20 protein-coding genes are annotated in these 24604 nt (G+C 63.5%); 9 read left to right on the top strand and 11 right to left on the bottom strand.

The genetic code is table 11. The annotated features are described in order from the left end of the window. Positions 1 to 170: 170 nt before the first annotated feature. From ACZ9C1_RS23830 to ACZ9C1_RS23820, 3 genes are all read right to left on the bottom strand, one after another. Positions 171 to 995 (bottom strand): ATPase, encoded by an 825-nt coding sequence (locus ACZ9C1_RS23830; protein WP_476254434.1) that lies wholly within the window; start codon positions 993 to 995, stop codon positions 171 to 173. Between the two features lie 87 nt (positions 996 to 1082). Next, complete coding sequence (locus ACZ9C1_RS23825; RefSeq protein WP_457377982.1) at positions 1083 to 2078, bottom strand: NAD-dependent epimerase/dehydratase family protein; 996 nt, start codon at positions 2076 to 2078, stop codon at positions 1083 to 1085. Between the two features lie 49 nt (positions 2079 to 2127). Beyond that, entirely contained in the window at positions 2128 to 3018 is an 891-nt protein-coding gene (locus tag ACZ9C1_RS23820) for a LysR family transcriptional regulator ArgP (RefSeq protein WP_277503006.1), read from the bottom strand. A 124-nt stretch (positions 3019 to 3142) separates the two neighbouring features. Between ACZ9C1_RS23820 and ACZ9C1_RS23815 the strand changes: the two genes are divergently transcribed. The 7 genes from ACZ9C1_RS23815 (at position 3143) to ACZ9C1_RS23785 (ending at position 12248) form a co-directional block, all read left to right on the top strand. Next, positions 3143 to 3742, top strand: a complete 600-nt coding sequence (locus ACZ9C1_RS23815; protein ID WP_038705505.1) for a LysE/ArgO family amino acid transporter — start codon at positions 3143 to 3145, stop codon at positions 3740 to 3742. 238 nt (positions 3743 to 3980) lie between these two features. Further along, positions 3981 to 4577 carry a superoxide dismutase gene (locus tag ACZ9C1_RS23810; protein ID WP_102682810.1) on the top strand — a complete coding sequence of 199 codons (597 nt, stop codon included), beginning with the start codon at positions 3981 to 3983 and terminating at the stop codon, positions 4575 to 4577. 320 nt (positions 4578 to 4897) lie between these two features. Continuing rightward, positions 4898 to 6949, top strand: a complete 2052-nt coding sequence (locus ACZ9C1_RS23805; RefSeq protein ID WP_102682811.1) for a putative bifunctional diguanylate cyclase/phosphodiesterase — start codon at positions 4898 to 4900, stop codon at positions 6947 to 6949. A gap of 159 nt (positions 6950 to 7108) precedes the next feature. Beyond that, positions 7109 to 8443, top strand: coding sequence for an imelysin family protein (locus tag ACZ9C1_RS23800; protein WP_277503004.1), 1335 nt, complete (start codon positions 7109 to 7111; stop codon positions 8441 to 8443). Positions 8444 to 8643: 200 nt separating this feature from the next. Then, positions 8644 to 10065, top strand: coding sequence for a di-heme oxidoreductase family protein (locus tag ACZ9C1_RS23795; RefSeq protein WP_476254433.1), 1422 nt, complete (start codon positions 8644 to 8646; stop codon positions 10063 to 10065). A gap of 18 nt (positions 10066 to 10083) precedes the next feature. Continuing rightward, entirely contained in the window at positions 10084 to 11148 is a 1065-nt protein-coding gene (locus tag ACZ9C1_RS23790; RefSeq protein WP_110697558.1) for an imelysin family protein, read from the top strand. A 2-nt stretch (positions 11149 to 11150) separates the two neighbouring features. Continuing rightward, positions 11151 to 12248 (top strand): DUF1513 domain-containing protein, encoded by a 1098-nt coding sequence (locus ACZ9C1_RS23785; protein WP_277503002.1) that lies wholly within the window; start codon positions 11151 to 11153, stop codon positions 12246 to 12248. A 186-nt stretch (positions 12249 to 12434) separates the two neighbouring features. Here ACZ9C1_RS23785 and ACZ9C1_RS23780 read toward each other — a convergent pair whose 3' ends face one another. Then, a complete protein-coding gene (locus ACZ9C1_RS23780; RefSeq protein ID WP_111533460.1) occupies positions 12435 to 13385 on the bottom strand; it encodes an IS110 family transposase in 951 nt (316 codons plus the stop codon). A gap of 358 nt (positions 13386 to 13743) precedes the next feature. Between ACZ9C1_RS23780 and ACZ9C1_RS23775 the strand changes: the two genes are divergently transcribed. Further along, positions 13744 to 14886 carry an efflux RND transporter periplasmic adaptor subunit gene (locus tag ACZ9C1_RS23775; protein ID WP_277503001.1) on the top strand — a complete coding sequence of 381 codons (1143 nt, stop codon included), beginning with the start codon at positions 13744 to 13746 and terminating at the stop codon, positions 14884 to 14886. Between the two features lie 13 nt (positions 14887 to 14899). Continuing rightward, a complete protein-coding gene (locus tag ACZ9C1_RS23770; protein ID WP_457377978.1) occupies positions 14900 to 17941 on the top strand; it encodes a multidrug efflux RND transporter permease subunit in 3042 nt (1013 codons plus the stop codon). A gap of 828 nt (positions 17942 to 18769) precedes the next feature. On the opposite strand, the gene hisC is transcribed toward ACZ9C1_RS23770, so the two are convergent. The 7 genes from hisC to ACZ9C1_RS23735 all read right to left on the bottom strand — a co-directional run bounded on the left by hisC (position 18770) and on the right by ACZ9C1_RS23735 (position 24599). Beyond that, the gene (gene hisC / locus ACZ9C1_RS23765) at positions 18770 to 19819 is read right to left on the bottom strand and encodes a histidinol-phosphate transaminase (protein WP_457377977.1); all 1050 of its coding nucleotides are present in this window, start codon (positions 19817 to 19819) and stop codon (positions 18770 to 18772) included. 2 nt (positions 19820 to 19821) lie between these two features. Beyond that, entirely contained in the window at positions 19822 to 21144 is a 1323-nt protein-coding gene (gene hisD / locus ACZ9C1_RS23760) for a histidinol dehydrogenase (protein WP_457377976.1), read from the bottom strand. A 126-nt stretch (positions 21145 to 21270) separates the two neighbouring features. Then, positions 21271 to 21906: an ATP phosphoribosyltransferase gene (hisG, locus tag ACZ9C1_RS23755; RefSeq protein ID WP_023630427.1), complete on the bottom strand. Its 636-nt coding sequence runs from the start codon at positions 21904 to 21906 to the stop codon at positions 21271 to 21273. A gap of 93 nt (positions 21907 to 21999) precedes the next feature. After that, complete coding sequence (gene murA, locus ACZ9C1_RS23750; protein ID WP_046856963.1) at positions 22000 to 23265, bottom strand: UDP-N-acetylglucosamine 1-carboxyvinyltransferase; 1266 nt, start codon at positions 23263 to 23265, stop codon at positions 22000 to 22002. Positions 23266 to 23288: 23 nt separating this feature from the next. Next, entirely contained in the window at positions 23289 to 23528 is a 240-nt protein-coding gene (locus tag ACZ9C1_RS23745; protein ID WP_023630425.1) for a BolA family protein, read from the bottom strand. Positions 23529 to 23646: 118 nt separating this feature from the next. After that, positions 23647 to 23949, bottom strand: a complete 303-nt coding sequence (locus tag ACZ9C1_RS23740) for an STAS domain-containing protein (protein WP_023630424.1) — start codon at positions 23947 to 23949, stop codon at positions 23647 to 23649. Further along, positions 23946 to 24599, bottom strand: coding sequence for an MlaC/ttg2D family ABC transporter substrate-binding protein (locus ACZ9C1_RS23735; protein ID WP_277502997.1), 654 nt, complete (start codon positions 24597 to 24599; stop codon positions 23946 to 23948). Before ACZ9C1_RS23735 ends, ACZ9C1_RS23740 begins: the two co-directional genes overlap by 4 nt. Positions 24600 to 24604 lie beyond the last annotated feature (5 nt).

Below are 24604 nucleotides of genomic sequence, written 5' to 3'. Positions count from 1 at the left end.
CGTCGTCGTGCTGTAGATGTAACAAACTCCCGCCAGCTCTACACCTGACAAAAATGCCAGGTACGGACGGGGCGGGGTCTGCCGAAGGGGATGCTGCAGGCGCGGGAAACAGGCAAGATCAGAGGCAATGGCACCCGATCGAAGTACCAGGTGCCACATTCATGCTCGGCTCAAGGGCGGGCATTGATCTGCTGTTGCAAGTTCTGGATCTGGCTCTGCAGGGTGTTGATATTGCGGGTCGTCTGCCCGCGGAAGGCATCGAACTCCTGCACCGAAGCTCCGCCTGCAGAGGCTGTCGGGCGATTGTCCACCTGGCTCTTGAGCACCAGCATATCTTGCTCCAGGCTCTCGATGGCGGCACTCGGGTTGCCCTGTTTCTTCAGCGCCGCCACGTCGTTGCTCAAGCTCTTTAGCTGGCCATCGAGCTTACCGCCGTCCACCTGCCCCGACTTGAGCGCAGCCAGCTCGGCATTGACGGCCTTGAGTTGCGCCTGCAACTGGCTTTGCAGTTCGGTGACCACCTTCTGCTGTTCACGGGTATCGGCCAGCACCTGCTCAAGGCGCTTGCCCAGGTCTCCCGCCTGGCCGGCAACGCCCAGCTGCTGCTTGCCCTGCTCGGCCAGGGAAGCCTGCAACTGGCGAATCTGCAACTTCAATGCCTCGCTGCCCGTACTGTTGCTGGATTCACTGGCGTCGACCTTGCCGCTGATCACCTGCAGGCGGCCGGCGGCCTCTTCACTGATACGGGCAAAGCTTTCCTGAGTCGCGACCAGTTGCTGCTCCATCAGCGCGAGCTGCTGGAAGCTCCACCAGCCAAGCCCGGCCAGGGCGATGAAAGCGGCGCCCAGCAACGTCCACAGCGGGCCATTGCTGCGCGGCCGTGCCGCCTTCTGGCGGCTGCGGGCGACATGGGCGGGCAGCAGTTCGTCGTCATCGGGAGTGCCGGCACGCAAGGAGGGCACGTCGTCAAAATCTTCATGGGCGTCGTTACGCATGGGTGCATTCAACCGCGGTAGTAGCAAAGAGGCATGAGTATAAACCGCCAGGGCGGCGCACTGATGACCATCATCCCACCCACAGGTTCAGCGTTGCCCGGGTTGTGCCTGCCACCAGTTGCAGAATTCATCCAGCGCCGACCACACATCGGTGCCGGGCCGGTAGTCCAGATACTGGCGCGCGCGGCTGATATCGAGGGTGAAATCCGTGCTCATCACCTGCACTGCGGTGCGGCTCAGGGTCGGCTGCGGGCGCCCGGGCCAGAGCAGGCAGGCGCCTTCGTTGAGCGCCGCCAGGCTGTAGGCCAGGCCGGGTGAGCGATAGCGGGTGACCTGGGGCAGCTGCATGCGGCGCATCACGTAGTTGACCACATCCCACAGCGGCAGCGGCTGGCCGTTGCTGATGTTGTAGGCCTGGCCCAAGGCCTGGTCCTCGACGAACAGTGCGCTGAGCAGTGCCTCGTTGAGGTTGTGCACACTGGTGAAATCGACCTTGTTCAGGCCATTGCCGATGATCGCCACACGCCCCTTGGCCTGCATGCGCATCAGCCGTGGGAAGATGCTCGCGTCGCCGGCCCCGGTGACGAAGCGCGGCCGCAACGCCAGCACCTCCAGGCCGAACTCCTGGGCGCCGAACACCTTCTGCTCGGCCAGGTGCTTGGTCAGCGCGTAGTGGTCGTGGAAGCGGCGTGGGACCTGGTCTTCGCGGATGTCCAGGCGCGAGCGGCCGGTGAAGTAGATCGACGGCGACGACAGGTGCACCAGGCGCCGTACATGCTCCTTGATACAGCCCTCGACCACGTTCTCGGTGAGCACCACATTGCCCTGGTGGAAGTCCTGGTAGCGTCCCCAGGTGCCCACCGCTCCCGCACAATGCACCACCGCGTCCATCCCCTGGCACAGGCGCCGGGCCAGTTCGGCATCACCCAGGTCGCCGGGGATGAACTGCGCCCCGCGTTTGACCAGATGCTCAACGCCCTCCGCCCGCCGACCGTTGACCCGCACCTCAAGGCCTTGCTCCAAGGCGAAGCGCGCAAAGCGCCCGCCGATGAAGCCGCTCGCGCCGGTGACCAGAATTCGCATGTAAGACTCCGCCTTGCCCTATTTCGGATGCAGCTGACGCTTGAAGTGCCTACAAGGGCACCAGCCAGGCCCGCGCCGAATGGCGCAGGTGCTCGGTCAACTGGGCGAGCAACTGCCCGCCGTTGCGCCAATGATGCCAGTACAACGGCACATCGATGGGTGTATCTGGACAGATTTCCACCAGTTCGCCACGCGCCAGTTGCTTGATCACCTGCCGTTCCGGCACCAGCCCCCAGCCAAGACCAGCCTCGGTCATGCGCATGAAACCTTCGGACGAGGGGCACAGGTGATGCAGGAAGCCCTCCTGCACACCCAACGACGCCAGGTAGCGATGCTGCAGGAAATCGTCCGGCCCGAACACGACCGCCGGGGCACGGGCCAGGCGCTCGACCGCGAACCCCTGGGGAAAGTAACGCGCCATGAACGCGGGACTGGCCAGCGCCCGATAGCGCATCGAGCCCAACGGCAGGCTGCGCGCCCCGGCCACCGGCCGTTCGCTGCCACATAGGCAGGCCGCCACTTCGCCGGCGCGCATGCGCTTGAGACCGACCTCCTGATCCTCGACCACCAGGTCGAGCAGCACCTGCTGCGCGGCGCAGAACGGGCCTACCGCCCCCGCCCACCAGGTCGCCAGGCTGTCGGCGTTAAGGGCGATACGCAGGCGCTCGGGCATGCCTTCCTCGTCCAGTGCCGGCACCTGGCGTTGCAGGTCGCGCTCGAGCAGGCGCACCTGCTGCACATGGTTGAGCAACTGGCGCCCGACTTCGGTCGGGCTCGGTGGCGTGGCGCGCACCAGCACTGGCTGGCCAACCCGTGCTTCAAGCAGCTTGATGCGTTGCGAGATGGCCGATTGCGACAACCCCAACACCTGGGCCGCGCGCTCGAAACCACCTTGCTCGATCACTGCGGCGAGGGCAGCGAGCAGTTTGTAATCGAACATCGATTTCTCTAATGACTGATCAGCTCTATTTGTTTTTCTTATAGCGCCACAGCCGCCACAATAGCCACATCTTTCTTGGCAACCCGCGCCGATCGTGCATCGGCGTCAGTGGAGTGTTCCCGCTATGTGGCAAAGCTATCTCAACGGCATGCTGGTGGCCTTCGGCCTGATCATGGCCATCGGCGCGCAGAACGCCTTCGTCCTGGCACAAAGTCTGCGCCGTGAACACCACCTGCCCGTAGCCGCATTGTGCATCGTCTGCGATGCGCTGCTGGTCGCCGCCGGGGTATTCGGCCTGGCCACGGTGCTGGCGCACAACCCAACACTACTGGCCGTGGCCCGCTGGGGCGGTGCGCTGTTCCTGATCTGGTACGGCGCCAAGGCCCTGCGCAGCGCTTGCTCTAAACAGAGCCTGCAGCATCAGGAAGGCCAGGGCATGCGTTCGCGCCGCGCAGTGTTGCTCAGCGCCCTGGCGGTGACCCTGCTCAACCCGCACGTCTACCTCGATACCGTGTTGCTGATCGGCTCCCTCGGCGCCCAGCAGACCGTGCCCGGCGCCTACGTGGCCGGCGCCGCCAGTGCCTCGCTGGTATGGTTCTCGACCCTGGCGATCGGCGCCGCCTGGCTGGCGCCATGGCTGGCGCGCCCGGCGACCTGGCGCATGCTGGACCTGATGGTGGCGGTAATGATGTTCGCGGTGGCGGCGCAGTTGATCTTCAACTGACGCCGCGAAAAAACCGGGTATCCCACGCTGAGCCGCGACAGTCATGCAGCCCACCTGTCGGCCCCAGCCAACCGCTCTGGAACCTCTATTCCCTATAGATGTTGCGTGGTTAAGCGCCGAGGCCGGTGCTATGATCCAGCCCTTGCGTCGCAAAGAGTACAAACTCGCCGACGCTCACCGGGCCGCCCGTGATCGGCCTTGCGCATACCGCAAACAGACCTGAATCAGGAGATCCACCATGGCTTTTGAATTGCCGCCGCTGCCGTACGCCCACGATGCCCTGCAGCCGCACATCTCCAAGGAAACCCTGGAGTTTCACCACGACAAGCACCACAACACCTATGTCGTGAACCTGAACAACCTGGTCCCAGGCACCGAATTCGAAGGCAAGACCCTGGAAGAGATCGTCAAGAGCTCTTCGGGCGGCATCTTCAACAACGCAGCCCAAGTCTGGAACCACACCTTCTACTGGAACTGCCTGTCGCCAAACGGCGGTGGCCAACCGACCGGTGCCCTGGCTGACGCCATCACCGCTGCCTTCGGTTCCTTCGACAAGTTCAAGGAAGAGTTCACCAAGACTTCGGTCGGCACCTTTGGTTCCGGCTGGGGCTGGCTGGTGAAGAAGGCTGACGGTTCCCTGGCCCTGGCCAGCACCATCGGCGCCGGCTGCCCGCTGACCAGCGGCGACACCCCGCTGCTGACCTGCGACGTCTGGGAACACGCCTACTACATCGACTACCGCAACCTGCGTCCGAAGTACGTCGAGGCGTTCTGGAACCTGGTCAACTGGAAGTTCGTTGCCGAGCAGTTCGAAGGTAAGACCTTCAAGGCCTGATTGCTCGCCTTGAATTCAAAAGACCCGGCCCGGCGCCGGGTTTTTTATTGCCTGGGGAAATGTGTTCGCCTCCTGCAAGGGCAGACCTGACAGAATTGCTTGCAACCCATCTTCGCGCTCTTGCTCAGCCCGCATAGCGCGCTAACATCAACCTTCTGGAAAGTTGACGCAGCGCACTCAAGTCGCATGACCGCTCGACCGATACAGAGTCAAGGGCAATGCCGTCGACGGACAGGTTGCCTGACGGGGTATGGGGTCGATAGTCTCTCGCCATGGTTGATGGCAAAATAATGGCATGCGCATGGATTAAGGAAACCCCATTGAAGCTGGAATTCCGAAACAGCTTATCGGTCAAGTTGCTGAGGGTCGTACTGCTCTCGGCATTGGCTGTCGGCGTCGTACTCAGCTGTGCGCAGATCGTCTATGACGCCTACAAAACCCGCCAGTCCGTGAACAACGACGCCCAGCGCATCCTCGACATGTTCCGCGACCCCTCGACGCAGGCGGTGTACAGCCTCGACCGGGAAATGGGCATGCAGGTGATGGAAGGCCTGTTCCAGGACGGCTCGGTACGCATGGCCTCCATCGGCCACCCCAACGAAACCATGCTCGCGGAAAAATCCCGGCCACTGCAGGACATGTCCATGCGCTGGCTGACCGACCTGATCCTCGGCCAGGAGCGCACCTACACCACGCAACTGGTCGGCCGCGGTCCCTACAGTGAATACTACGGCGACCTGAGCATCACCCTCGACACCTGCGCCTATGGCGAGGGTTTCCTGGTCAACGCGGTGATCATCTTCATCTCCGGCGTGCTGCGCGCCCTGGCCATGGGCCTGGTGCTGTACCTGGTGTACCACTGGCTGTTGACCAAGCCGCTGTCGAAGATCATTGAGCACCTGACGCAAATCAACCCCGACCGCCCCAGCCAGCACCAGATCCCCCTGCTCAAGGGGCACGAGCGCAACGAGCTGGGCATCTGGGTCAACACCGCCAACCAGTTGCTGGCCTCCATCGAACGCAACACCCACCTGCGCCACGAGGCCGAGAACAGCCTGCAGCGCATGGCCCAGTACGACTTCCTCACCGGCCTGCCCAATCGCCAGCAACTGCAACAGCAACTGGACAAGATCCTCGTCGACGGTGGCCGCCTGCAGCGCCGCGTCGCCGTGCTGTGCGTGGGTCTGGACGACTTCAAAGGCATCAACGAGCAGTTCAGCTACCAGGTCGGCGACCAGCTGCTGCTGGCCCTGGCCGACCGCCTGCGCGCGCACAGCGGCCGCCTCGGCGCCCTGGCGCGATTGGGCGGCGACCAGTTCGCCCTGGTCCAGGCCAATATAGAGCAGCCCTACGAAGCCGCCGAGTTGGCCCAGAGCATCCTCGACGACCTCGAGGCACCCTTCGACCTCGACCACCAGCAAATCCGCCTGCGCGCCACCATCGGCATCACCCTGTTCCCCGAGGACGGCGACAGCACCGAGAAGCTGTTGCAAAAGGCCGAGCAGACCATGACCCTGGCCAAGGCCCGCTCGCGCAACCGCTACCAGTTCTACATCGCCAGCGTCGACAGCGAGATGCGCCGCCGCCGCGAGCTGGAAAAGGACCTGCGCGAAGCCCTGCCGCGCAACCAGCTGTACCTGGTGTACCAACCGCAGATCAGCTATCGCGACCACCGCGTGGTCGGCGTCGAAGCGTTGCTACGCTGGCAGCACCCGGAGCTGGGCATGGTCCCGCCCGACCAGTTCATCCCCCTGGCCGAGCAGAACGGCAGCATCATCAGCATCGGCGAGTGGGTGCTCGACCAGGCCTGCCGGCAGTTGCGCGAATGGCACGACCAGGGCTTCAGCGAACTGCGCATGGCGGTGAACCTGTCCACTGTGCAGTTGCACCACAACGAGCTGCCGCGGGTGGTCAACAACCTGCTGCAGGCCTACCGCCTGCCACCGCGCAGCCTGGAGCTGGAAGTCACCGAGACCGGTCTGATGGAAGACATCAGCACCGCCGCCCAACACTTGCTGAGCCTGCGCCGCTCCGGGGCCTTGATCGCCATCGACGACTTCGGCACCGGTTACTCCTCGCTCAGCTACCTGAAGTCGCTGCCGCTGGACAAGATCAAGATCGACAAGAGCTTCGTCCAGGACCTGCTCGACGACGATGACGACGCCACCATCGTTCGCGCCATCATCCAGCTGGGCAAGAGCCTGGGCATGCAGGTGATCGCCGAAGGCGTGGAAACCGCCGAACAGGAGACCTACATCATCGCCCAGGGCTGCCATGAGGGTCAGGGCTACCACTACAGCAAACCGCTTTCCGCGCGTGAACTGACCAACTTCCTCAAGCAGGCGCAACGCAACCAGGTTTCCGCGTTGTAACCACCGCCAACCTGGGTGAAGCCGCGCAAACGGGCGTTTGCATGAAATGCGCGCCCGCCCCTTTACAGCAAATGCAAATCTTTCGCATGATGTTGCGGTTTCGCGTGCCACGGCGCACGGTCCACCCATGGTCCAACCACACGACGCAGGAAACCAATAATGATTCGAATGCCTCTGGCCTCCGCCAGTCTGCTGGCCATCGCCATCGCCCTCGCCGGTTGCGGCGAAGGCAAGGACGACAAGGCCGCCGCACCGCAAGCCCAGGCACCTGCCGCTGCCACCACCACCGCGGCACCAGGGGCTGTCGATGAAGCCGCCGCCAAGGCCGTGGTCAAGCACTACGCCGAGATGGTCCATGCCGTGTACAGCGACTCGCTGAGCACCGCCAAGCAGTTGCAGACCGCCGTCGACGCCTTCCTCGCCAAGCCTGACGACCAGACCCTCAAAGCCGCCCGGGACGCCTGGGTCGCCTCGCGCGTACCGTACCTGCAGAGCGAAGTATTCCGCTTCGGCAACACCATCATCGATGACTGGGAAGGCCAGGTGAACGCCTGGCCCCTGGATGAAGGCCTGATCGACTACACCGACAAGAGCTACGAGCACGCCCTGGGCAACCCGGCGGCCAACGCCAACATCATCGCCAACACCGAGATCCAGGTGGGCGAAGACAAGATCGACGTCAAGGACATCACCCCCGAGAAGCTGGCCAGCCTGAACGAGCTGGGCGGCTCCGAAGCCAACGTTGCCACCGGCTACCACGCCATCGAATTTCTGCTCTGGGGCCAGGACCTCAACGGCACCGGCCCAGGCGCGGGCAACCGCCCGGCCTCCGACTACCTCGAAGGCAAAGGTGCCACCGGCGGGCACAACGACCGTCGTCGTGCCTACCTGAAAGCGGCCACCGACCTGCTGGTCAAGGACCTCGAGGAAATGGTCGGCAACTGGGCGCCGAACGTCGCCGACAACTACCGCGCCAGCCTGGAAAAAGAGCCGGCCAACGATGGCCTGCGCAAGATGCTGTTCGGCATGGGCAGCCTGTCGCTGGGCGAACTGGCGGGCGAGCGCATGAAGGTCTCGCTGGAGGCCAACTCGCCGGAAGACGAACACGACTGCTTCAGCGACAACACCCACTACTCGCACTTCTACGACGCCAAGGGCATCCGCAACGTCTACTTGGGCGAATATACCCGTGTCGACGGCAGCAAGCTGAGCGGCCCGAGCCTGTCGTCGCTGGTGGCCAAGGCCGATCCCGCCACCGACGCCACCCTCAAAGCCGACCTGGAAGCCACCGAAGCCAAGATCCAGGTGATCGTCGACCACGCGCTCAAGGGCGAGCACTACGACCAACTGATCGCCGCCGACAATGCCGCCGGCAACCAGATCGTGCGTGATGCCATCGCCTCCCTGGTCAAGCAGACCGGCGCGATCGAGCAGGCCGCGGGCAAGCTGGGCATCGACAACCTGAACCCGGACACCGCCGATCACGAATTCTGATCAGCGTCGCGGTTCAGCAGAGGCGGCCTTCGGGCCGCCTTTTTCATTTCCGTGTCATGCGCCTCCGGAAGCGAAATGGACGGGCGCGGACATTTCCAGGTAAAGCCAATTTCATCTGGCAATTGCAAATTGCTCTTATTCAATCACCCCCGGCCTGATAAGCTTGCACGCCGGTTTTTCGCCCATGCCCAGGATCCTCGATGTCCGTGCTCCGCCTAAGCCCCCTGCTGCTGGCCTTCGCCCTCGCCGCCTGTGACGACGCCCCGCGTTTCACCCAGGCCGAGCCCGGCGAGGCGCTCTCGGGCGGCAAGGCGACGGTGCAGCGCAGCGATCGCAACGCCTACTCGCTGCCCTCGGCCAATCTCACGCCCGAACGACGCCTGGACTTCGCCGTGGGCAACAGCTTCTTCCGCAACCCCTGGGTGATCGCCCCTTCCACCACCACTGCCCGCGATGGCCTCGGCCCGTTGTTCAACACCAACGCCTGCCAGAACTGCCACGTGCGCGATGGTCGCGGCCATCCGCCGGAGCCAGACGACAGCAACGCGGTATCGATGCTGGTGCGCCTGTCGATCCCTGACCAGCCGTACTACGCCCAGGTGATCGAGCGCCTGGGCGTGGTCCCAGAGCCCGTCTACGGTACCCAGTTGCAGGACATGGCCATCCCCGGCGTGGCCCCGGAAGGCAAGGTCCGCGTAACCTACGACAACCACAGCGTCGCCTTCGCGGACGGCCACCAGGTCGAGCTGCGCCGCCCGACCCTGCGGATCAGCCAGCTCGGCTACGGCCCGCTGCACCCGGACACCCGCTTCTCCGCCCGGGTCGCCCCGCCGATGATCGGCCTGGGCCTGCTCGAGGCCATCCCCGAAGCCGACCTGCTGGCTAATGAGGACCCGGACGACCACAACCGCGACGGCATCCGTGGCCGCGCCAACCGAGTGTGGGACGATGCCCAGGGCAAGACCATGATCGGCCGCTTCGGTTGGAAGGCAGGGCAGCCCAACATCAACCAGCAGAACGTGCACGCCTTCGCCGGCGACATGGGCCTGACCACCACCCTGTTGCCCAAGGACGACTGCACCGCAGCGCAGGTCGATTGCCTGACTGCGCCCAATGGCGATGGCCAGGGCGGCGAAAAGGAGGTCAGTGACAATATCCTGCGCCTGGTCACCTTCTACACCCGCAACCTTGCCGTGCCGGCCCGGCGCAACGTCGATGCGCCGCAGGTACTGGCCGGCAAGAACCTGTTCTACCAGGCCGGTTGCCAGGGCTGCCACACCCCGCAGTTCACCACCGCAACCAATGCGGCCGAGCCGGAACTGGCCAACCAGGTGATCCGCCCCTACAGCGACCTGCTGCTGCACGACATGGGCCCGGGCCTGAGTGACGAGCGCACCGAATTTGCCGCCAACGGCCAGGACTGGCGCACCCCACCGCTGTGGGGCATCGGCCTGAGCGAAACCGTGAGCGGCCACAGCCAGTTCCTGCATGACGGCCGCGCCCGCAACCTGCTCGAGGCCGTGCTCTGGCACGGCGGCGAAGCCCAGGCGGCGCGCGATCATGTACTGACCTTCAATGCCGAGCAGCGCGCCGCGCTGCTGGCCTTCCTGAATTCACTTTAAACGCACAAGGAGCCGGGCATGTTCCGACCCAAACTGTTGTTCACCAGCCTCGCCGCACTCGCCTTGGGCGCCTGCTCGCCACAAGACCCACAGGCAGTGACCTCCGCGGCCATCGCCAAGCAGGTGATCCTGCCGACCTACAGCCGCTGGGTCGAGGCCGACCGGCAACTGGCCGCCAGCGCCCTGGCCTACTGCGAGGGCAAGCAGGACCTCGAGACCGCCCGCGCCGACTTCCTCACCGCGCAAAAAGCCTGGGCCGAGTTGCAACCGTTGCTGGTCGGCCCGCTGGCCGAAGGCAACCGTGCCTGGCAGGTGCAGTTCTGGCCAGACAAGAAGAACCTGGTCGGCCGCCAGGTCGAGCAACTGGTCAACGGCGAGCAGGCGGTCACCGTCGAATCGCTGGGCAAGGCCAGCGTCGTGGTCCGTGGCCTGTCCGCCTACGAATACATCCTGTTCGACAGCAAGCCGGACATCGCCAGTGCCGAACAGAAGGCCCGCTACTGCCCGCTGCTGGTCGCCATCGGCGAACACCAGAAGGCCTTGGCCGAAGAGATCCTCAAAGGCTGGAACAGCACCGACGGCATGCTGTCGCAGATGACCAAGTTCCCCAACCAGCGCTACGCCGACTCCCACGAGGCGATCGCCGACGTGCTGCGTGCCCAGGTCACCGCCCTGGACAGCCTGAAGAAGAAACTTGGCGCGCCGATGGGCCGGCAGAGCAAGGGCATTGCCCAACCGTTGCAGGCCGAGGCCTGGCGCAGCCACTCCTCGATCAAGAGCCTGGAAGCCTCGCTCAAGGCCGCCCAGACCGTCTGGGTCGGGGTCGACAATCAAGGCCTGCGCGGCCTGTTGGGCAAGGACCAGACGGCACTGGCACAGAAGATCGACGATGCCTATGCTGCTGCGCTCAAGCTGCTGGCCGACAACCAGAAGACCCTCGGCGAACTGCTGGCCGACGACGCTGGCAAGCAGACCCTCAACCAGATCTACGATGCCCTCAACGTCGTCCACCGCCTGCACGAAGGCGAGCTGGCCAAGGCGCTGAATATCCAGCTGGGCTTCAACGCCAACGACGGTGACTGATCATGCTGCGACGCCAGGCCCTGAAACTCGGTAGCGTTCTGCTCAGCGCCCTGACCCTGGGTGGCTGGAGCCTGTTCCGCGGCAAAGGCAGCGAACCGTTGCTGCTGTCGGCCCGCGACGACGGCGACGGCAAGCACTACGCCGTCGGCTTTCGCCTGGACGGCACCCAGGTGTTCAGCACCCAGGTGACCCAGCGTTGCCATGCGATCATCAACCACCCGACGCTGCCGATCGCCTTGTTCGTCGCCCGCCGGCCCGGCACCGAGAGCTATCTGGTCGACCTGCGTGACGGGCGCCTGCTGCAGACCCTCGCCTCACAGCCCAACCGGCACTTCTATGGCCATGCGGTAATCCACAAGGGTGGCGAGTGGCTGTATGCGACCGAGAACGACACCAGCGACCCGGGCCGTGGCGTATTGGGCGTCTACCGCTTCGAGGGCGAGCGCCTGGTGCACAGTGGCGAACTCTCCACCCATGGCATCGGCCCCCATGAAGTGGCCTGGCTACCCGATGGCGAGACCCTGGTGGTGGCCAACGGCGGCATCCGCACCGAGGCCGAAAGCCGGGTAGAGATGAACCTCGACGCCATGGAGCCGAGCCTGGTGCTGATGCAGCGTGACGGCACGCTGCTAAGCAAGGAGACCCTGGCCCAACAGATGAACAGCGTGCGTCACCTGGCAGTTGGCGACGATGGCACCATCGCCGCCTGCCAGCAGTTCATGGGGGGCTCGGAAGAAACCGCCGAACTGCTGGCGATCAAGCGCCCAGGCGAGCCGTTCAAGGCCTTCCCGGTGCCGGAGCGCCAGCTGCAATCGATGGCCCAGTACACCGCCAGTGTCGCCATCCACAGCGACCTGCGCCTGGTGGCGCTGACCGCGCCGCGGGCCAACCGCCTGTTCATCTGGGACCTGGACAGCGGCGCAGTGAAGCTCGACGCGCCGATGCCCGATTGCGCCGGGGTGGGGGCGGTGAAGGACGGCTTCATCGTCACCTCCGGGCAGGGCCGCTGCCGCTTCTATGACTGCCGCAAGGCGCAGTTGATCGGGCAACCGATGGACCTGCCGTCCGGGTTCTGGGACAACCACCTGCATCTGGTCTGATCGTTCTATTGCCTGCACCGGCCCCATCGCCGGCAAGCCGGCTCCCACACCAGCAACACCCTCCTGTGGGAGCAACTGTCTTGAGGGGATTTTTTTAGAACGATCCTTTCAGACATAGCTTCGCCAGCGACACCCTGCAGATGGAGTCGCTGGCGAAGCCCCGCTATCGGCAATACCCCCGAGAGATCAGGCTGCGGGCGCCTGGGTTTTATGGTCCTTCCATGGCGTACCGTCCCTCAGCATGGCATTCAGCCGCACCAGCAACACGCGCATGCAAGCCACCACGGCTACTTTGGGGCGCTTACCACGCGCTACCAGTGCGTCATACCGGGTCTTGAACTCAGGGACGTGCCTGATCATCACCCAAGCCGCCATGTAGATAACGCCACGAACTTTGTAGCGCCCGCCCTCGATCTTGCGTGGGCCGCTCTTGCTCCCACTGTCCTTGTTATAGGGCGCCAGCCCCACCAGGGCGGTGATCTTCCGTCCGCTCAGCGTGCCCAGTTCGGGCAAATAGGCCATCAGCTTGGCAGTCGTAATCAGGCCTACGCCTTTGACTGATGCCAAGTGCTTGGCTTTCTCGCTGTTCAGCGCCTTTGAGGCCTGCGCAAGGTGTTTATCCAATGCCTTGATCTGAGCGTTGAGAGACGCAATGTGCTCAGTGAAGAAGGTGATTGCTACAGGGGAAGTCGCTTGCTTGATTCGACGCCTGTCATCGTCGCGATGCTCAACGATCTGATCCCGTAGCTTGACCAGCTCGCTCAGCTCATCACGTGCCTGACTGGGCTCGATCTTTGAGGGAGATGCAAGATGCTGGGCGAACTTGGCCAGCATCAAGGCATCGATCCTGTCGGTTTTGGCCAGTTGACCAATTGCTTGGGCATAGTCATGAGAGCGTTTGGGGTTGACGCGAACGACATCCAAATCAGCGATGCGTAACGCCTTGAAAACCGCTTTCTCATAGCCCCCCGTAGCCTCGAGCACGATCCGCTCGACCTCAAGCTCGTTCAAGCAGGCAATCAGCTGGGCAATCCCCTCAGGGTCATTCCTCAGCTGGAATGGCTTGGAAAGTTCAGGCCAGAACCCCACGTCCAGGGTCGCCTTCGAAACATCGATACCAACGAAACAGGAAATCATGGCCAAGCCCTCTTACACTGGGAAGTGAGAGCGCTCTGACCTATCCCACGCTTGTGATTTCGAGCTCGCACCTCATCCAACTGTTCGGGCTTCAGGTCAGAGTGAGGGGTGGATGGCGACTATGCTCCCACACGTGCTCTAGGGCACCGCCGGGTTGCAGTCTGCCATCCACCGCTCTCACCCCTTCAGTCTAAGAGCCTTTCAAGACACAAGCCGGCTTGCCGGCGATGAGGCCACAACAGGCAATCTATCTCCTCCCCTTTTCCAGAAAACCGACAATACTTGCCCCATCGCCCGTGGAGCGGATCGCCCGTGGTCGTGCCCGATAAATAAAAACCTACCTCCAGGGAACCGGACCATGTTGCGCCGCCGCATGCTGATCATGTTGGCCGTCGTCCTGCTGATCGTGTTGATCCTGGGGGGCATCAAGGCCTTTTCCATCTACCAGCAAGTGCAGATGTTCTCGCAGCCCAGGCCCCCGGTCAGCGTGGCCGCGGCCCAGGCCGAGCTGCGCCAGTGGCAGGAGCGCCTGCCGGCAGTCGGCAGCCTCAAGGCCTACCAGGGCGTGGAATTGAGCCTGGAAGTGGCCGGCACGGTGAAGTCGCTGCATTTCGAGTCGGGGCAACAGGTCAAGGCGGGCCAGTTGCTGCTGCAACTGGACAGCGACCAGGAAACCGCCCTGCTCGGCACCGCCCAGGCCGACCTGGGGCTGGCCAAGGTCGACTTCGGCCGGGGCAGCCAATTGGTCGGCGATTCGGCGATCTCCCGCGGCGAGTACGACCGCCTGACCAGCCAGTACCGGCGCAACCAGGCCGTGGTCGACCAGCTGAAGGCATCGCTGGCAAAAAAGAGCATCAGCGCCCCGTTCAGCGGCACCATCGGCATCCGCCAGGTGGACGTCGGTGCCTACCTGCCCAGCGGCACGGTCATCGCCACCTTGCAGGACCTGTCCAGCCTCTATGTCGACTTCAACGTGCCTGAGCAAGCGCTGCCTCGTCTGAGCCTGGGCCAACGGGTGCTGGCCCAGGTGGCGGCCTATCCGCAGCAGACCTTCCCCGCCAGCCTCAGCGCGATCAACCCCAAGGTCGAGGAAAGCACGCGCAACCTGCTGGTCCGCGCCACCCTGGCCAACCCCGAAGGCAAGCTGCTGCCGGGCATGTTCGCCAGCCTGCAACTGCTGCTGCCCGACCCGCAACCGCAGGTCGTGGTGCCGGAAAACGCCATCACCTATACCCTCTATGGCAACTCGGTGTATCGCGTCAGCCCGAAAAAGGGCGAGGACGGCCAGCCGTTGCGCGATGCCAACGATCAGCCGCAACTGGTCGCCGAACAACTCACCGTACAGACCGGCGAACGCCGCGAGGGTTGGGTCGTGGTGCTCAAGGGCCTGCAGGCCGGCGACCAGGTCGTCACCGCCGGCCAGCTCAAGCTGAGCCCAGGCGCGGCGATCCGAATCAGCACCGATACGCCCCTGAAACCCACCGCGCCCGGCGCGCAGTGAACGGGAGGCGGCCATGGCGTTCACCGACCCGTTCATCCGCCGCCCGGTGCTGGCCTGCGTGGTCAGCCTGCTGATCCTGCTGCTGGGCCTGCAGGCCTGGAGCAAGCTGCAGATCCGCCAGTACCCACAGATGGAAAACGCCCTGATCACGGTGACCACCGCCTACCCAGGGGCCAACGCCGAGACCATCCAGGGCTACATCACCCAGCCGCTGCAGCAGAGCCTGGCCAGCGCCGACGGCATCGACTACATGACCTCGGTGAGCCGGCAGAACTTCTCGATCATTTCGGTCTACGCGCGGATCGGCGCCGACACCGACCGCCTGTTCACCCAGTTGCTGGCCAAGGCCAACGAGGTGCGCAACAAGCTGCCCCAGGACTCCGAGGATCCGGTACTGAGCAAGGAGGCCGCCGACGCCTCGGCACTGATGTACATCAGCTTCTACAGCAAGGAAATGAGCAACCCACAGATCACCGACTACCTGTCACGGGTCATCCAGCCCAAGCTGGCCACGTTGCCGGGCATGGCCGAGGCCGAGATCCTCGGCAACCAGGTGTTCGCCATGCGCATCTGGATCGACCCGGTGAAGCTGGCCGGCTTCGGCCTGTCGGCGGTAGACGTGACCAACGCCGTGCGCCGCTACAACTTCCTCTCTGCGGCCGGCGAAGTGAAGGGCGAGTACGTGGTCACCAGCATCAACGCCACCACCGAGCTCAAGTCGGCCGAAGCCTTCGCCGCACTGCCGGTGAAGACCAGCGGCGACAGCCGGGTGCTGCTGGGCGACGTGGCCCGGGTGGAAATGGGTGCGGAGAACTACGACACGGTCAGCTCGTTCGACGGCACGCCATCGGTGTACATCGGCATCAAGGCCACGCCGGCAGCCAACCCGCTGGAGGTGATCAAGGAGGTGCGGCGGATCATGCCGCAGCTCGAGGAAGCACTGCCCTCCGGCCTCAAAGTGTCTATCGCCTACGACGCCACCCTGTTCATACAGGCCTCTATCGACGAGGTGATCAAGACCCTCGGCGAAGCGGTACTGATCGTCATCGTCGTGGTGTTCCTGTTCCTCGGCGCCCTGCGTTCGGTGGTGATCCCGGTGGTGACCATTCCGCTGTCGATGATCGGCGTACTGTTTTTCATGCAGATGATGGGCTACTCGCTGAACCTGCTGACCCTGCTGGCGATGGTACTGGCCATCGGCCTGGTGGTGGATGACGCCATCGTCGTGGTGGAAAACATCCACCGTCATATCGAGGAAGGCAAGACGCCTTTCGAAGCGGCCCTGGAGGGTGCCCGCGAGATCGCCCTGCCGGTCGTGTCGATGACTATCACATTGGCAGCTGTGTACGCTCCCATCGGCTTTCTTACCGGGCTGACCGGCGCCCTGTTCAAGGAGTTCGCCCTGACCCTGGCCGGTGCCGTGGTCATCTCCGGCATCGTCGCGCTCACCCTCTCCCCGATGATGTGCGCCTTGCTGCTGCGCCACGAACAAAACCCCAGTGGCCTGGCCCACCGCCTGGACCTGATCTTCGACGCGCTCAAGGTGCGCTACCAGCGCCTGCTGCACGGCACGCTGAACAGCCGCCCGGTGGTGCTGGTGTTCGCCGTGCTCATCCTGTGCCTGATCCCGGTGCTGCTGATGTTCACCCGCAACGAGCTGGCCCCGGAGGAGGACCAGGGGGTGATCTTCATGATGAGCAGTTCGCCGCAGACCGCGAACCTGGACTACCTCAACGCCTATACCGACCAGTTCACGCCGATCTTCAAAGGTTTCCCCGAGTACTACTCGTCATTCCAGATCAATGGTTTCAACGGTGTGCAGAGCGGTATCGGCGGCTTCCTGCTCAAGCCCTGGAACGAACGCGAGCGCACGCAGATGCAGCTGTTGCCGTTGGTACAGGCCGAACTCGAACAGATCGGCGGCCTGCAGATCTTCGGTTTCAACCTGCCGTCGCTGCCCGGCACCGGCGAGGGCCTGCCGTTCCAGTTGGTGATCAACACCGCCGGTGACTACCCGGCGCTGCTAGAGGTGGCGCAACGGGTCAAGGAGCGCGCCCAGGCCTCGGGCAAGTTCGCCTTCCTCGACATCGACCTGGCCTTCGACAAACCCGAGGTAGTGATCGACATCGACCGCGCCAAGGCGGCGCAGATGGGGGTGTCGATGGACACTCTGGGCAGCACCCTGGCGACCTTGCTGGGCGAGGCCGAGATCAACCGCTTCACGCTGGAGGGCCGCAGCTACAAGGTCATCGCCCAGGTCGAACGGCCCTACCGCGCCAACCCCGGCTGGCTGAACAGCTATTACGTGAAGAACGAGCAAGGCCAGCTGTTGCCATTATCGACCTTGATCACCCTGAGCGACCGCGCCCGACCGCGACAGCTCAACCAGTTCCAGCAGCTGAACTCGGCGATCATCCAGGGCGTTCCGCTGGTGAGCATGGGTGAAGCACTGGATACCGTGCGCGCCATCGCCCGCGAGGAGGCGCCGGAAGGTTTTTCGCTGGACTATGCCGGGACAGCGCGGCAGTTCGTCCAGGAGGGCAGCGCGTTGTGGGTGACCTTCGGCCTGGCGCTGGCGATCATCTTCCTGGTGCTGGCGGCGCAGTTCGAGAGCTTCCGCGATCCGCTGGTGATTCTGGTGACCGTGCCGTTGTCCATCTGCGGGGCGCTCTTGCCGCTGTTCCTTGGGGTCTCGAGCATGAACATCTATACCCAGGTAGGGTTGGTGACACTGATCGGGTTGATTACCAAGCATGGGATTCTCATTGTCGAGTTTGCCAACCAGCTACGGGACGAGCGGGGGCTTGGGGTACGCGAGGCGATCGAAGAAGCCGCCGCGATTCGCTTGCGGCCGGTGCTGATGACCACGGCGGCCATGGTGTTCGGCATGGTGCCCTTGATTTTGGCAACCGGGGCCGGGGCGGTCAGCCGGTTTGATATCGGGATGGTGATTGCTACCGGGATGTCGGTGGGGACTTTGTTTACGTTGTTTGTTTTGCCGTGCATTTATAGTGTTTTGGCGCATAAAGGGGGGCGGGGTGCTGCTGGGGCTTGAGGGTGATTGTTTTTGGTTTTTTATGCGTATTCGTAGACGATATCGACATTTAGTCACCTTTCCGCCCTTACGGCGGCCGACTTTTGTCTTGGCAAAAGTCGGCAAAACCGTTCGGCTCCGTTCATACGGCCCCTACGCTTCGCTCCGGGGTTCCCTCGCTCCGTTCTTGCTCCCGTGGGTACCGCGCTGTACGCCCCATCCTGGGGCGCAGCGCTCGACGGCCATCCATGCCCGTCGCCCACTACGCAAGAACTCCGCTCGGCCTCCTGAAGTCGCAATTGGCAGCGCCTGAGCTGTCGCGCGCTTAGAAGCAAGAGCAAGAGCAAGAACAGGAAATGCGAAGCTTACTGTTTCAAAGTAAGTTATATATTGGCTGTTCCGGCCTATCGCGGGGCAAGCCCGCGAAACAATCGAGAGATTAATTGCGCTCCAACTAGCGACAGCTGCGCCAGTCCAGGCGCCGCCCGTAACTTCGCGACTTCAGGAGGCCGAACGGAGGTCTTGCGGAGGGAGGTGACGGGCATGGATGCCCGTCAAGCGCTGCGCCCCAGGATGGGGCGTTCAGCGCGGTCCTCCCGGGAGCAAGGCCGGAGTGAGGGAACCCGTAGCGAAGCGGAGGGCCGGATGAATGGAGCGCCACGGCTTTGCTTACTTTGGCCGCGGACGGCGAGTTACGACCAAAGTAAGCCGCCGTAAGGGCGGAAAGGTGAATAAGCGTCGACATCACAAATGAATGCGCATACAACTTCCAAAACCACCAAACAACAAGGGGCGAATCAGAAGTCAGAACAACCACCCCCAATCCGCCCCCCTGTCAAACCCCTGAAATCAATTCAAAGCATCAAGCAAAGCCTGGTTCATCTCCGGCGTCCCAATCGTAATCCGCAGGAACTGCGCAATCCGCTCCTGCTTGAAGTGCCGAACAATCACCCCCTGCTCACGAAGCCGCGCCGCGATCCCGGCAGCATCCTGCCCGGGATGCCGGGCAAAGATAAAGTTCGCCGCCGAAGGCAGCACTTCGAACCCACGCGCCACCAACTCAGAAACCAGCAAGTCCCGGCTATCGATAACCTTGCGGCAGGTCTCATCGAAATACTCACGGTCGTCGAACGCCGCCGCCGCCCCGACAATAGCCATGCGATCCAACGGATAGGAGTTGAAGCTGTTCTTGATCCGCTCCAAGGCCTCGATCAGGTCAGGATGCCCCACCGCCAGGCCAACCCTGAGCCCCGCCAGCGAACGCGACTTGGACAAGGTCTGGGTCACCAGCAGGTTGTCATAGCGATCAACCAGGCTGATGGCCGTTTCGCCACCGAAATCGATGTAGGCCTCATCGACCACCACCACCGAATCACAGTTGGCCTGCAGCAGTTGCTCGACCGCCTCAAGCGGCAACAGGCAGCCGGTCGGCGCATTGGGGTTGGGGAAGATGACCCCGGCATTAGGCTTGATGTAGTCCGAAACACGGATCTGGAACTGCTCATCCAGCGCCACCTGCTCGAACGCGATACCGTACAAGCCGCAATAGACCGGGTAGAAGCTGTAGCTGACGTCCGGGAACAGCAGCGGCCCACGGTCGTGCTGGAACAGGCCATGGAAGATGTGCGCCAGCACCTCGTCCGAACCGTTGCCGACGAACACCTGGGCCGGCGTCACGCCGTAGTACTCGGCCACCGCCTGCTTGAGCCGGTCACCGTTCGGGTCCGGATACAGCCGCAGGTTGTCGTTGAGCTCGCCGCGCATGGCCTCCAGCGCCTTGGGCGACGGGCCATAGGGGTTCTCATTGGTGTTCAGCTTGACCAGACGCGCCAGCTTGGGCTGCTCGCCCGGCACGTAAGGCACCAGGTCCTTGACGAAGGGACTCCAGAAACGACTCATGCTCAGTTCCCCTTCTCGTTGAGGATGCGGTATTCGGCGCTACGGGCATGGGCGGTCAGCGACTCGCCACGGGCCAGCACCGAAGCGGTGTGACCCAGTTCGGATGCGCCCTGCTCGGAGCAGAAGATGATCGACGAACGCTTCTGGAAGTCATACACGCCCAGCGGCGAAGAGAAGCGCGCAGTGCCGGAAGTCGGCAGCACGTGGTTGGGGCCGGCACAGTAGTCGCCCAGCGCCTCGCTGGTGTGACGGCCCATGAAGATCGCGCCGGCATGGCGGATATGCGGCAACCAGGCCTGCGGATCGGCCACCGACAGCTCCAGGTGCTCGGGGGCAATGCGGTTGGCCACCTCGATGGCCTGCTGCATGTCACGCACCTGGATCAGCGCGCCACGGCCATTGATCGACTTCTCGATGATCTCGGCACGCTCCATGGTCGGAAGCAGTTTATCGATGCTGGCAGCGACGCGATCGAGGAAAGCGGCGTCCGGGCTGACCAGAATCGCCTGGGCATCCTCGTCGTGTTCGGCCTGGGAGAACAGGTCCATGGCGATCCAGTCCGGATCGGTCTGGCCGTCGCAGACCACCAGAATCTCCGAAGGGCCGGCGATCATGTCGATACCAACCTGGCCGAACACATGGCGCTTGGCAGTGGCCACGTAGATGTTGCCCGGGCCGACGATCTTGTCCACCTGCGGCACGCTCTCGGTACCGTAGGCCAGGGCTGCCACGGCCTGGGCACCACCGACGGTGAACACCCGGTCGACCCCGGCGATACAGGCTGCGGCGAGGACCAGTTCGTTGACCTCGCCACGGGGGGTCGGCACTACCATCACCACCTCGCCGACGCCCGCGACCTTGGCCGGAATGGCATTCATCAACACCGACGACGGGTACGATGCCTTGCCACCAGGCACATACAGCCCAGCGCGGTCCAGCGGCGTGACCTTCTGGCCGAGGACCGTGCCGTCAGCCTCGGTGTACTGCCACGAGTCCTGCTTCTGCCGCTCATGGTAGATACGCACGCGGCTGGCGGCCTTTTCCAGGGCCTCGCGCTGTACCGGGGTAATGCGCGTCAGCGCCAGCTCCAGGCGCTCGCGATCGAGGATCAAGTCGTCGATCGTCTTGGCATCAACACCATCGAAACGCTGGGTGAACTCCACCAGCGCCTGGTCACCGCGCTCACGCACGGCCTTGATGATGTCGAGCACGCGCTGGTTGACCGCGTCATCGGACACACTTTCCCAGCTCAGCAGATGATCCAGATGTCGGGCGAAATCCTGGTCAGCGGCGTTGAGACGGGCAATTGCAGTGGACACGGTCATGGCGAGGGCCTCGTTATTAGCGGATGTTCAGGCGCCCTAAAGCTACCACTCCATCCGCGCGGGCACCTGAGAAAAAAGGCTATGACGCGGATAGACGGGCGCGACAGCGGAGGTCGCGCGCAGAGGTCAGCCGCGGTGTCGCGATTCGACGGCGTTGCGCAGGGTGTCGATCAGGCTCTGGATACGGGCGTGCTGCATCTTCATGGAGGCCTTGTTGACCACCAGGCGAGAGCTGATCGTGGCGATCAGGTCCTGGGGCTCGAGGCCGTTGGCGCGCAGGGTATTGCCGGTGTCGACCACGTCGATGATCTTGTCGGCAAGGTTGATCAGCGGCGCCAGTTCCATGGAGCCGTACAGCTTGATGATGTCGACCTGGCGGCCCTGTTCGGCATAGTAGCGCTTGGCTACATTGACGAACTTGGTAGCCACGCGCAGGCGGCCTTTGGGCTCTGGTGCGCCGGTTACGCCAGCGGTCATCAGCTTGCACTGGGCGATCTGCAGGTCCAGGGGTTCGTACAGGCCCTGGCCACCGTATTCCATCAGCACGTCCTTGCCGGCCACACCGAGGTCGGCGGCGCCATGCTCGACATAGGTCGGCACATCGGTGGCACGCACGATGAGCAGGCGCACATCATCCTGCGTGGTGGGGATGATCAGCTTGCGGCTCTTGTCCGGATTCTCGGTCGGCACGATACCGGCCTCGGCCAGCAGTGGCAGGGTATCGTCGAGAATACGGCCTTTGGATAGCGCGATGGTCAACATTGGAACGTCGGTCCTTAAGCGTCTACTGCCGGCCGGGCTCAGCAGCCCGACCGCATACGATTCGGCTGGCGCGTCCCTGCGCCACGATGACTGCTAGCCCGGTACGCGACGGATCTTCGCGCCCAGCATCTGCAGTTTCTCCTCGATGCACTCGTAGCCACGGTCGATGTGGTAGATGCGATCGATCAGGGTGTCGCCTTCGGCGACCAGCGCCGACAGCACCAGGCTGGCGGAAGCGCGCAGGTCGGTGGCCATCACCGGCGCACCTTTGAGCGCCTTGACGCCAGTGACGATGGCGGTGTTGCCCTCGACCTGGATCTGCGCACCCATGCGGTGCATCTCATACACGTGCATGAAGCGGTTCTCGAAGATGGTCTCGATTACCGCGCCAGTGCCTTCGGCGATGGCGTTGAGCGAAATGAACTGCGCCTGCATGTCGGTCGGGAACGCCGGGTAAGGAGCGGTACGCAGGTTAACGGCCTTCGGACGCTTGCCGTGCATGTCCAGCTCGATCCAGTCTTCTCCAGTGGTGATGTCGGCGCCGGCTTCCTTGAGCTTCTCGAGGACGGCTTCGAGGATGGTCGGGTCGGTATCCTTGACCTTGACGCGGCCACCGGTAACGGCAGCGGCGACCAGGTAGGTGCCGGTCTCGATACGGTCGGGCATGACGCGGTAGTTGGCCGAGTGCAGGCGCTCGACGCCATCGATGGTGATGGTGTCGGTACCGGCGCCCTGGATCTTCGCACCCATGGCGATCAGGAAGTTGGCCAGGTCGACCACCTCCGGCTCACGGGCGGCGTTCTGCAGCACGCTGCGGCCCTTGGCCAGGGCAGCGGCCATCATGATGTTCTCGGTGCCGGTGACGCTGACAGTGTCGAAGAAGAAGTGCGCGCCACGCAGGCCGCCTTCGGGGGCCTTGGCCTTGATGTAGCCACCCTCGACGTCGATCTTCGCGCCCATGGCCTCGAGGCCGCGGATGTGCAGGTCGACCGGACGCGAACCGATGGCGCAGCCACCCGGCAGGGCCACTTCGGCTTCACCGAAGCGGGCTACCATGGGGCCGAGCACCAGGATCGAGGCGCGCATGGTCTTGACCAGCTCGTAGGGAGCGACCAGGGTCTTGATGGTGCGCGGGTCGATCTCCACCGAGAGCTTTTCGTCGATCACAGGCTCGATGCCCATGCGGCCGAACAGCTCGATCATGGTGGTGATGTCGTGCAGGTGCGGCAGGTTGCCGACCGTGACCGGGCCATCGCACAGCAGGGTGGCCGAAAGGATCGGCAGGGCGGAGTTCTTTGCGCCGGAAATGCGGATCTCGCCATCGAGACGCGCGCCACCAGTGATAATCAGTTTGTCCATACGTATCTCGCCGCCAAGTAGGCTCAGGTGCGCTCAGCCCAGGCTGCGCTGCTGAAGAATTTCATGGTTACCGCGTGAATGCTGCCGTTGGCGATCCACGGATTGAGGTGAGCATAGATCGCCTGCTGACGCTTGACCGGGCTTTGGCCGGCCAGCTCGTCGCTGATCACGTTCAACTGGAAGTTGCAGCCTTCGCCTTCAACTTCGACCTGGGTTCCCGGCAATTTCTCTTCCAGAAAGCTTTTAACTTCTACGGCCTGCATGCTCAACCTCGATCGGCGCCCAACGCGCGCGGGTCGGCCATCATACAAAAAAGCCCCTCGCCTGCGAAGCCCATGAAGGGGCGCACTGACCGAGGGGCCTTTCCCGAACGGCAGGGCATCAGCCCGCCAATACCTCATCGAGGTCATAGACCCCGGCAATTTCCTGCATGTTCTCGGGGATACCGCGCAACTCCCAGGTTTTTCCGGCTGCCTGGGCATCGCGCATGAACCCCAGCAGCAACGACAGGCCAACGCTGCTCGATTTGACCACCGCAGTGCAATCGAACACCAGGCGCGCCTCGCCACTGGCGGCGATCAACGCCTTGCCCTGTTTGCGCAGGGCCGGGCCGCTGCGGTAATCCAGCACGCCGGCCAGGGCGAGAACGCCCGGCGCGGCCATGCTCACGGCGGCGTCGCTCATTTGACTTCCTTATCCGGCGAGCTGTCGGCTGTTTCCTTGGCCTTGGCCACTTCACCGGCCCAACCGTCGATGGTCTTGTCCAGGTTGTTGCCGTTACGCTGCATGGCATCCTGGAACTGGTCGCGGAACAGCTTGCCGATGTTGATGCCGTTGACGATGACGTTACGCACCTTCCACTCGCCGTCCAGCTTGACCATGGTGTACTGCACCGGATAGACCGCGCCGTTGGTGCCGGTGATCTTCATGCCGACGCTGGTGCGATCGTCACCCTCGGCCTTGGCCGGGTCGACGGTGATGCCCTGGTTGTTGTACTCCAGCAAGGCGTTGCCATAGAACTGCATCAGGCTGCGCTTGAAGTTCTCCTGGAAGCGCTGCATCTGCTCGGGCGAGGCCTTGCGCGAATACTTGACCGTCATGATGCTCTTGGAGATGCCGTCGGCATCGACCACCGGGCCAAGGTTGGCGTTGAGCGCGTTGTAGAACGCATTGGGGTCGGCCTTGTACTGCTCCTTGTTGCTCTTCAGGTCGCTGAGCAACTGGGTGGTGGTGCCCTGGATCACATCACGGGCAGACTGCCCCGGCGCCGCCAGGGCCAGCAGGGGAAAGGTCGCCAGCAGGACCAGCAGGCCACGTCGCAGGATCGAAATCATGGAAA

This window comes from Pseudomonas sp. TE21435, assembly GCF_056279265.1.
The sequence above is the reverse complement of the archived record's forward strand: the minus strand, read 5'-3'. Positions and strand labels throughout refer to the sequence as shown.

Coding starts and splice junctions, on each gene's coding strand:
- ACZ9C1_RS23830 (WP_476254434.1), bottom strand. CDS start 995: ATGCGTAACGACGCCCATGAAGATTTTGACGACGTGCCCTCCTTGCGT.
- ACZ9C1_RS23825 (WP_457377982.1), bottom strand. CDS start 2,078: ATGCGAATTCTGGTCACCGGCGCGAGCGGCTTCATCGGCGGGCGCTTT.
- ACZ9C1_RS23820 (WP_277503006.1), bottom strand. CDS start 3,018: ATGTTCGATTACAAACTGCTCGCTGCCCTCGCCGCAGTGATCGAGCAA.
- ACZ9C1_RS23815 (WP_038705505.1), top strand. CDS start 3,143: ATGTGGCAAAGCTATCTCAACGGCATGCTGGTGGCCTTCGGCCTGATC.
- ACZ9C1_RS23810 (WP_102682810.1), top strand. CDS start 3,981: ATGGCTTTTGAATTGCCGCCGCTGCCGTACGCCCACGATGCCCTGCAG.
- ACZ9C1_RS23800 (WP_277503004.1), top strand. CDS start 7,109: ATGATTCGAATGCCTCTGGCCTCCGCCAGTCTGCTGGCCATCGCCATC.
- ACZ9C1_RS23795 (WP_476254433.1), top strand. CDS start 8,644: ATGTCCGTGCTCCGCCTAAGCCCCCTGCTGCTGGCCTTCGCCCTCGCC.
- ACZ9C1_RS23790 (WP_110697558.1), top strand. CDS start 10,084: ATGTTCCGACCCAAACTGTTGTTCACCAGCCTCGCCGCACTCGCCTTG.
- ACZ9C1_RS23785 (WP_277503002.1), top strand. CDS start 11,151: ATGCTGCGACGCCAGGCCCTGAAACTCGGTAGCGTTCTGCTCAGCGCC.
- ACZ9C1_RS23780 (WP_111533460.1), bottom strand. CDS start 13,385: ATGATTTCCTGTTTCGTTGGTATCGATGTTTCGAAGGCGACCCTGGAC.
- ACZ9C1_RS23775 (WP_277503001.1), top strand. CDS start 13,744: ATGTTGCGCCGCCGCATGCTGATCATGTTGGCCGTCGTCCTGCTGATC.
- ACZ9C1_RS23770 (WP_457377978.1), top strand. CDS start 14,900: ATGGCGTTCACCGACCCGTTCATCCGCCGCCCGGTGCTGGCCTGCGTG.
- hisC (WP_457377977.1), bottom strand. CDS start 19,819: ATGAGTCGTTTCTGGAGTCCCTTCGTCAAGGACCTGGTGCCTTACGTG.
- hisD (WP_457377976.1), bottom strand. CDS start 21,144: ATGACCGTGTCCACTGCAATTGCCCGTCTCAACGCCGCTGACCAGGAT.
- hisG (WP_023630427.1), bottom strand. CDS start 21,906: ATGTTGACCATCGCGCTATCCAAAGGCCGTATTCTCGACGATACCCTG.
- murA (WP_046856963.1), bottom strand. CDS start 23,265: ATGGACAAACTGATTATCACTGGTGGCGCGCGTCTCGATGGCGAGATC.
- ACZ9C1_RS23745 (WP_023630425.1), bottom strand. CDS start 23,528: ATGCAGGCCGTAGAAGTTAAAAGCTTTCTGGAAGAGAAATTGCCGGGA.
- ACZ9C1_RS23740 (WP_023630424.1), bottom strand. CDS start 23,949: ATGAGCGACGCCGCCGTGAGCATGGCCGCGCCGGGCGTTCTCGCCCTG.
- ACZ9C1_RS23735 (WP_277502997.1), bottom strand. CDS start 24,599: ATGATTTCGATCCTGCGACGTGGCCTGCTGGTCCTGCTGGCGACCTTT.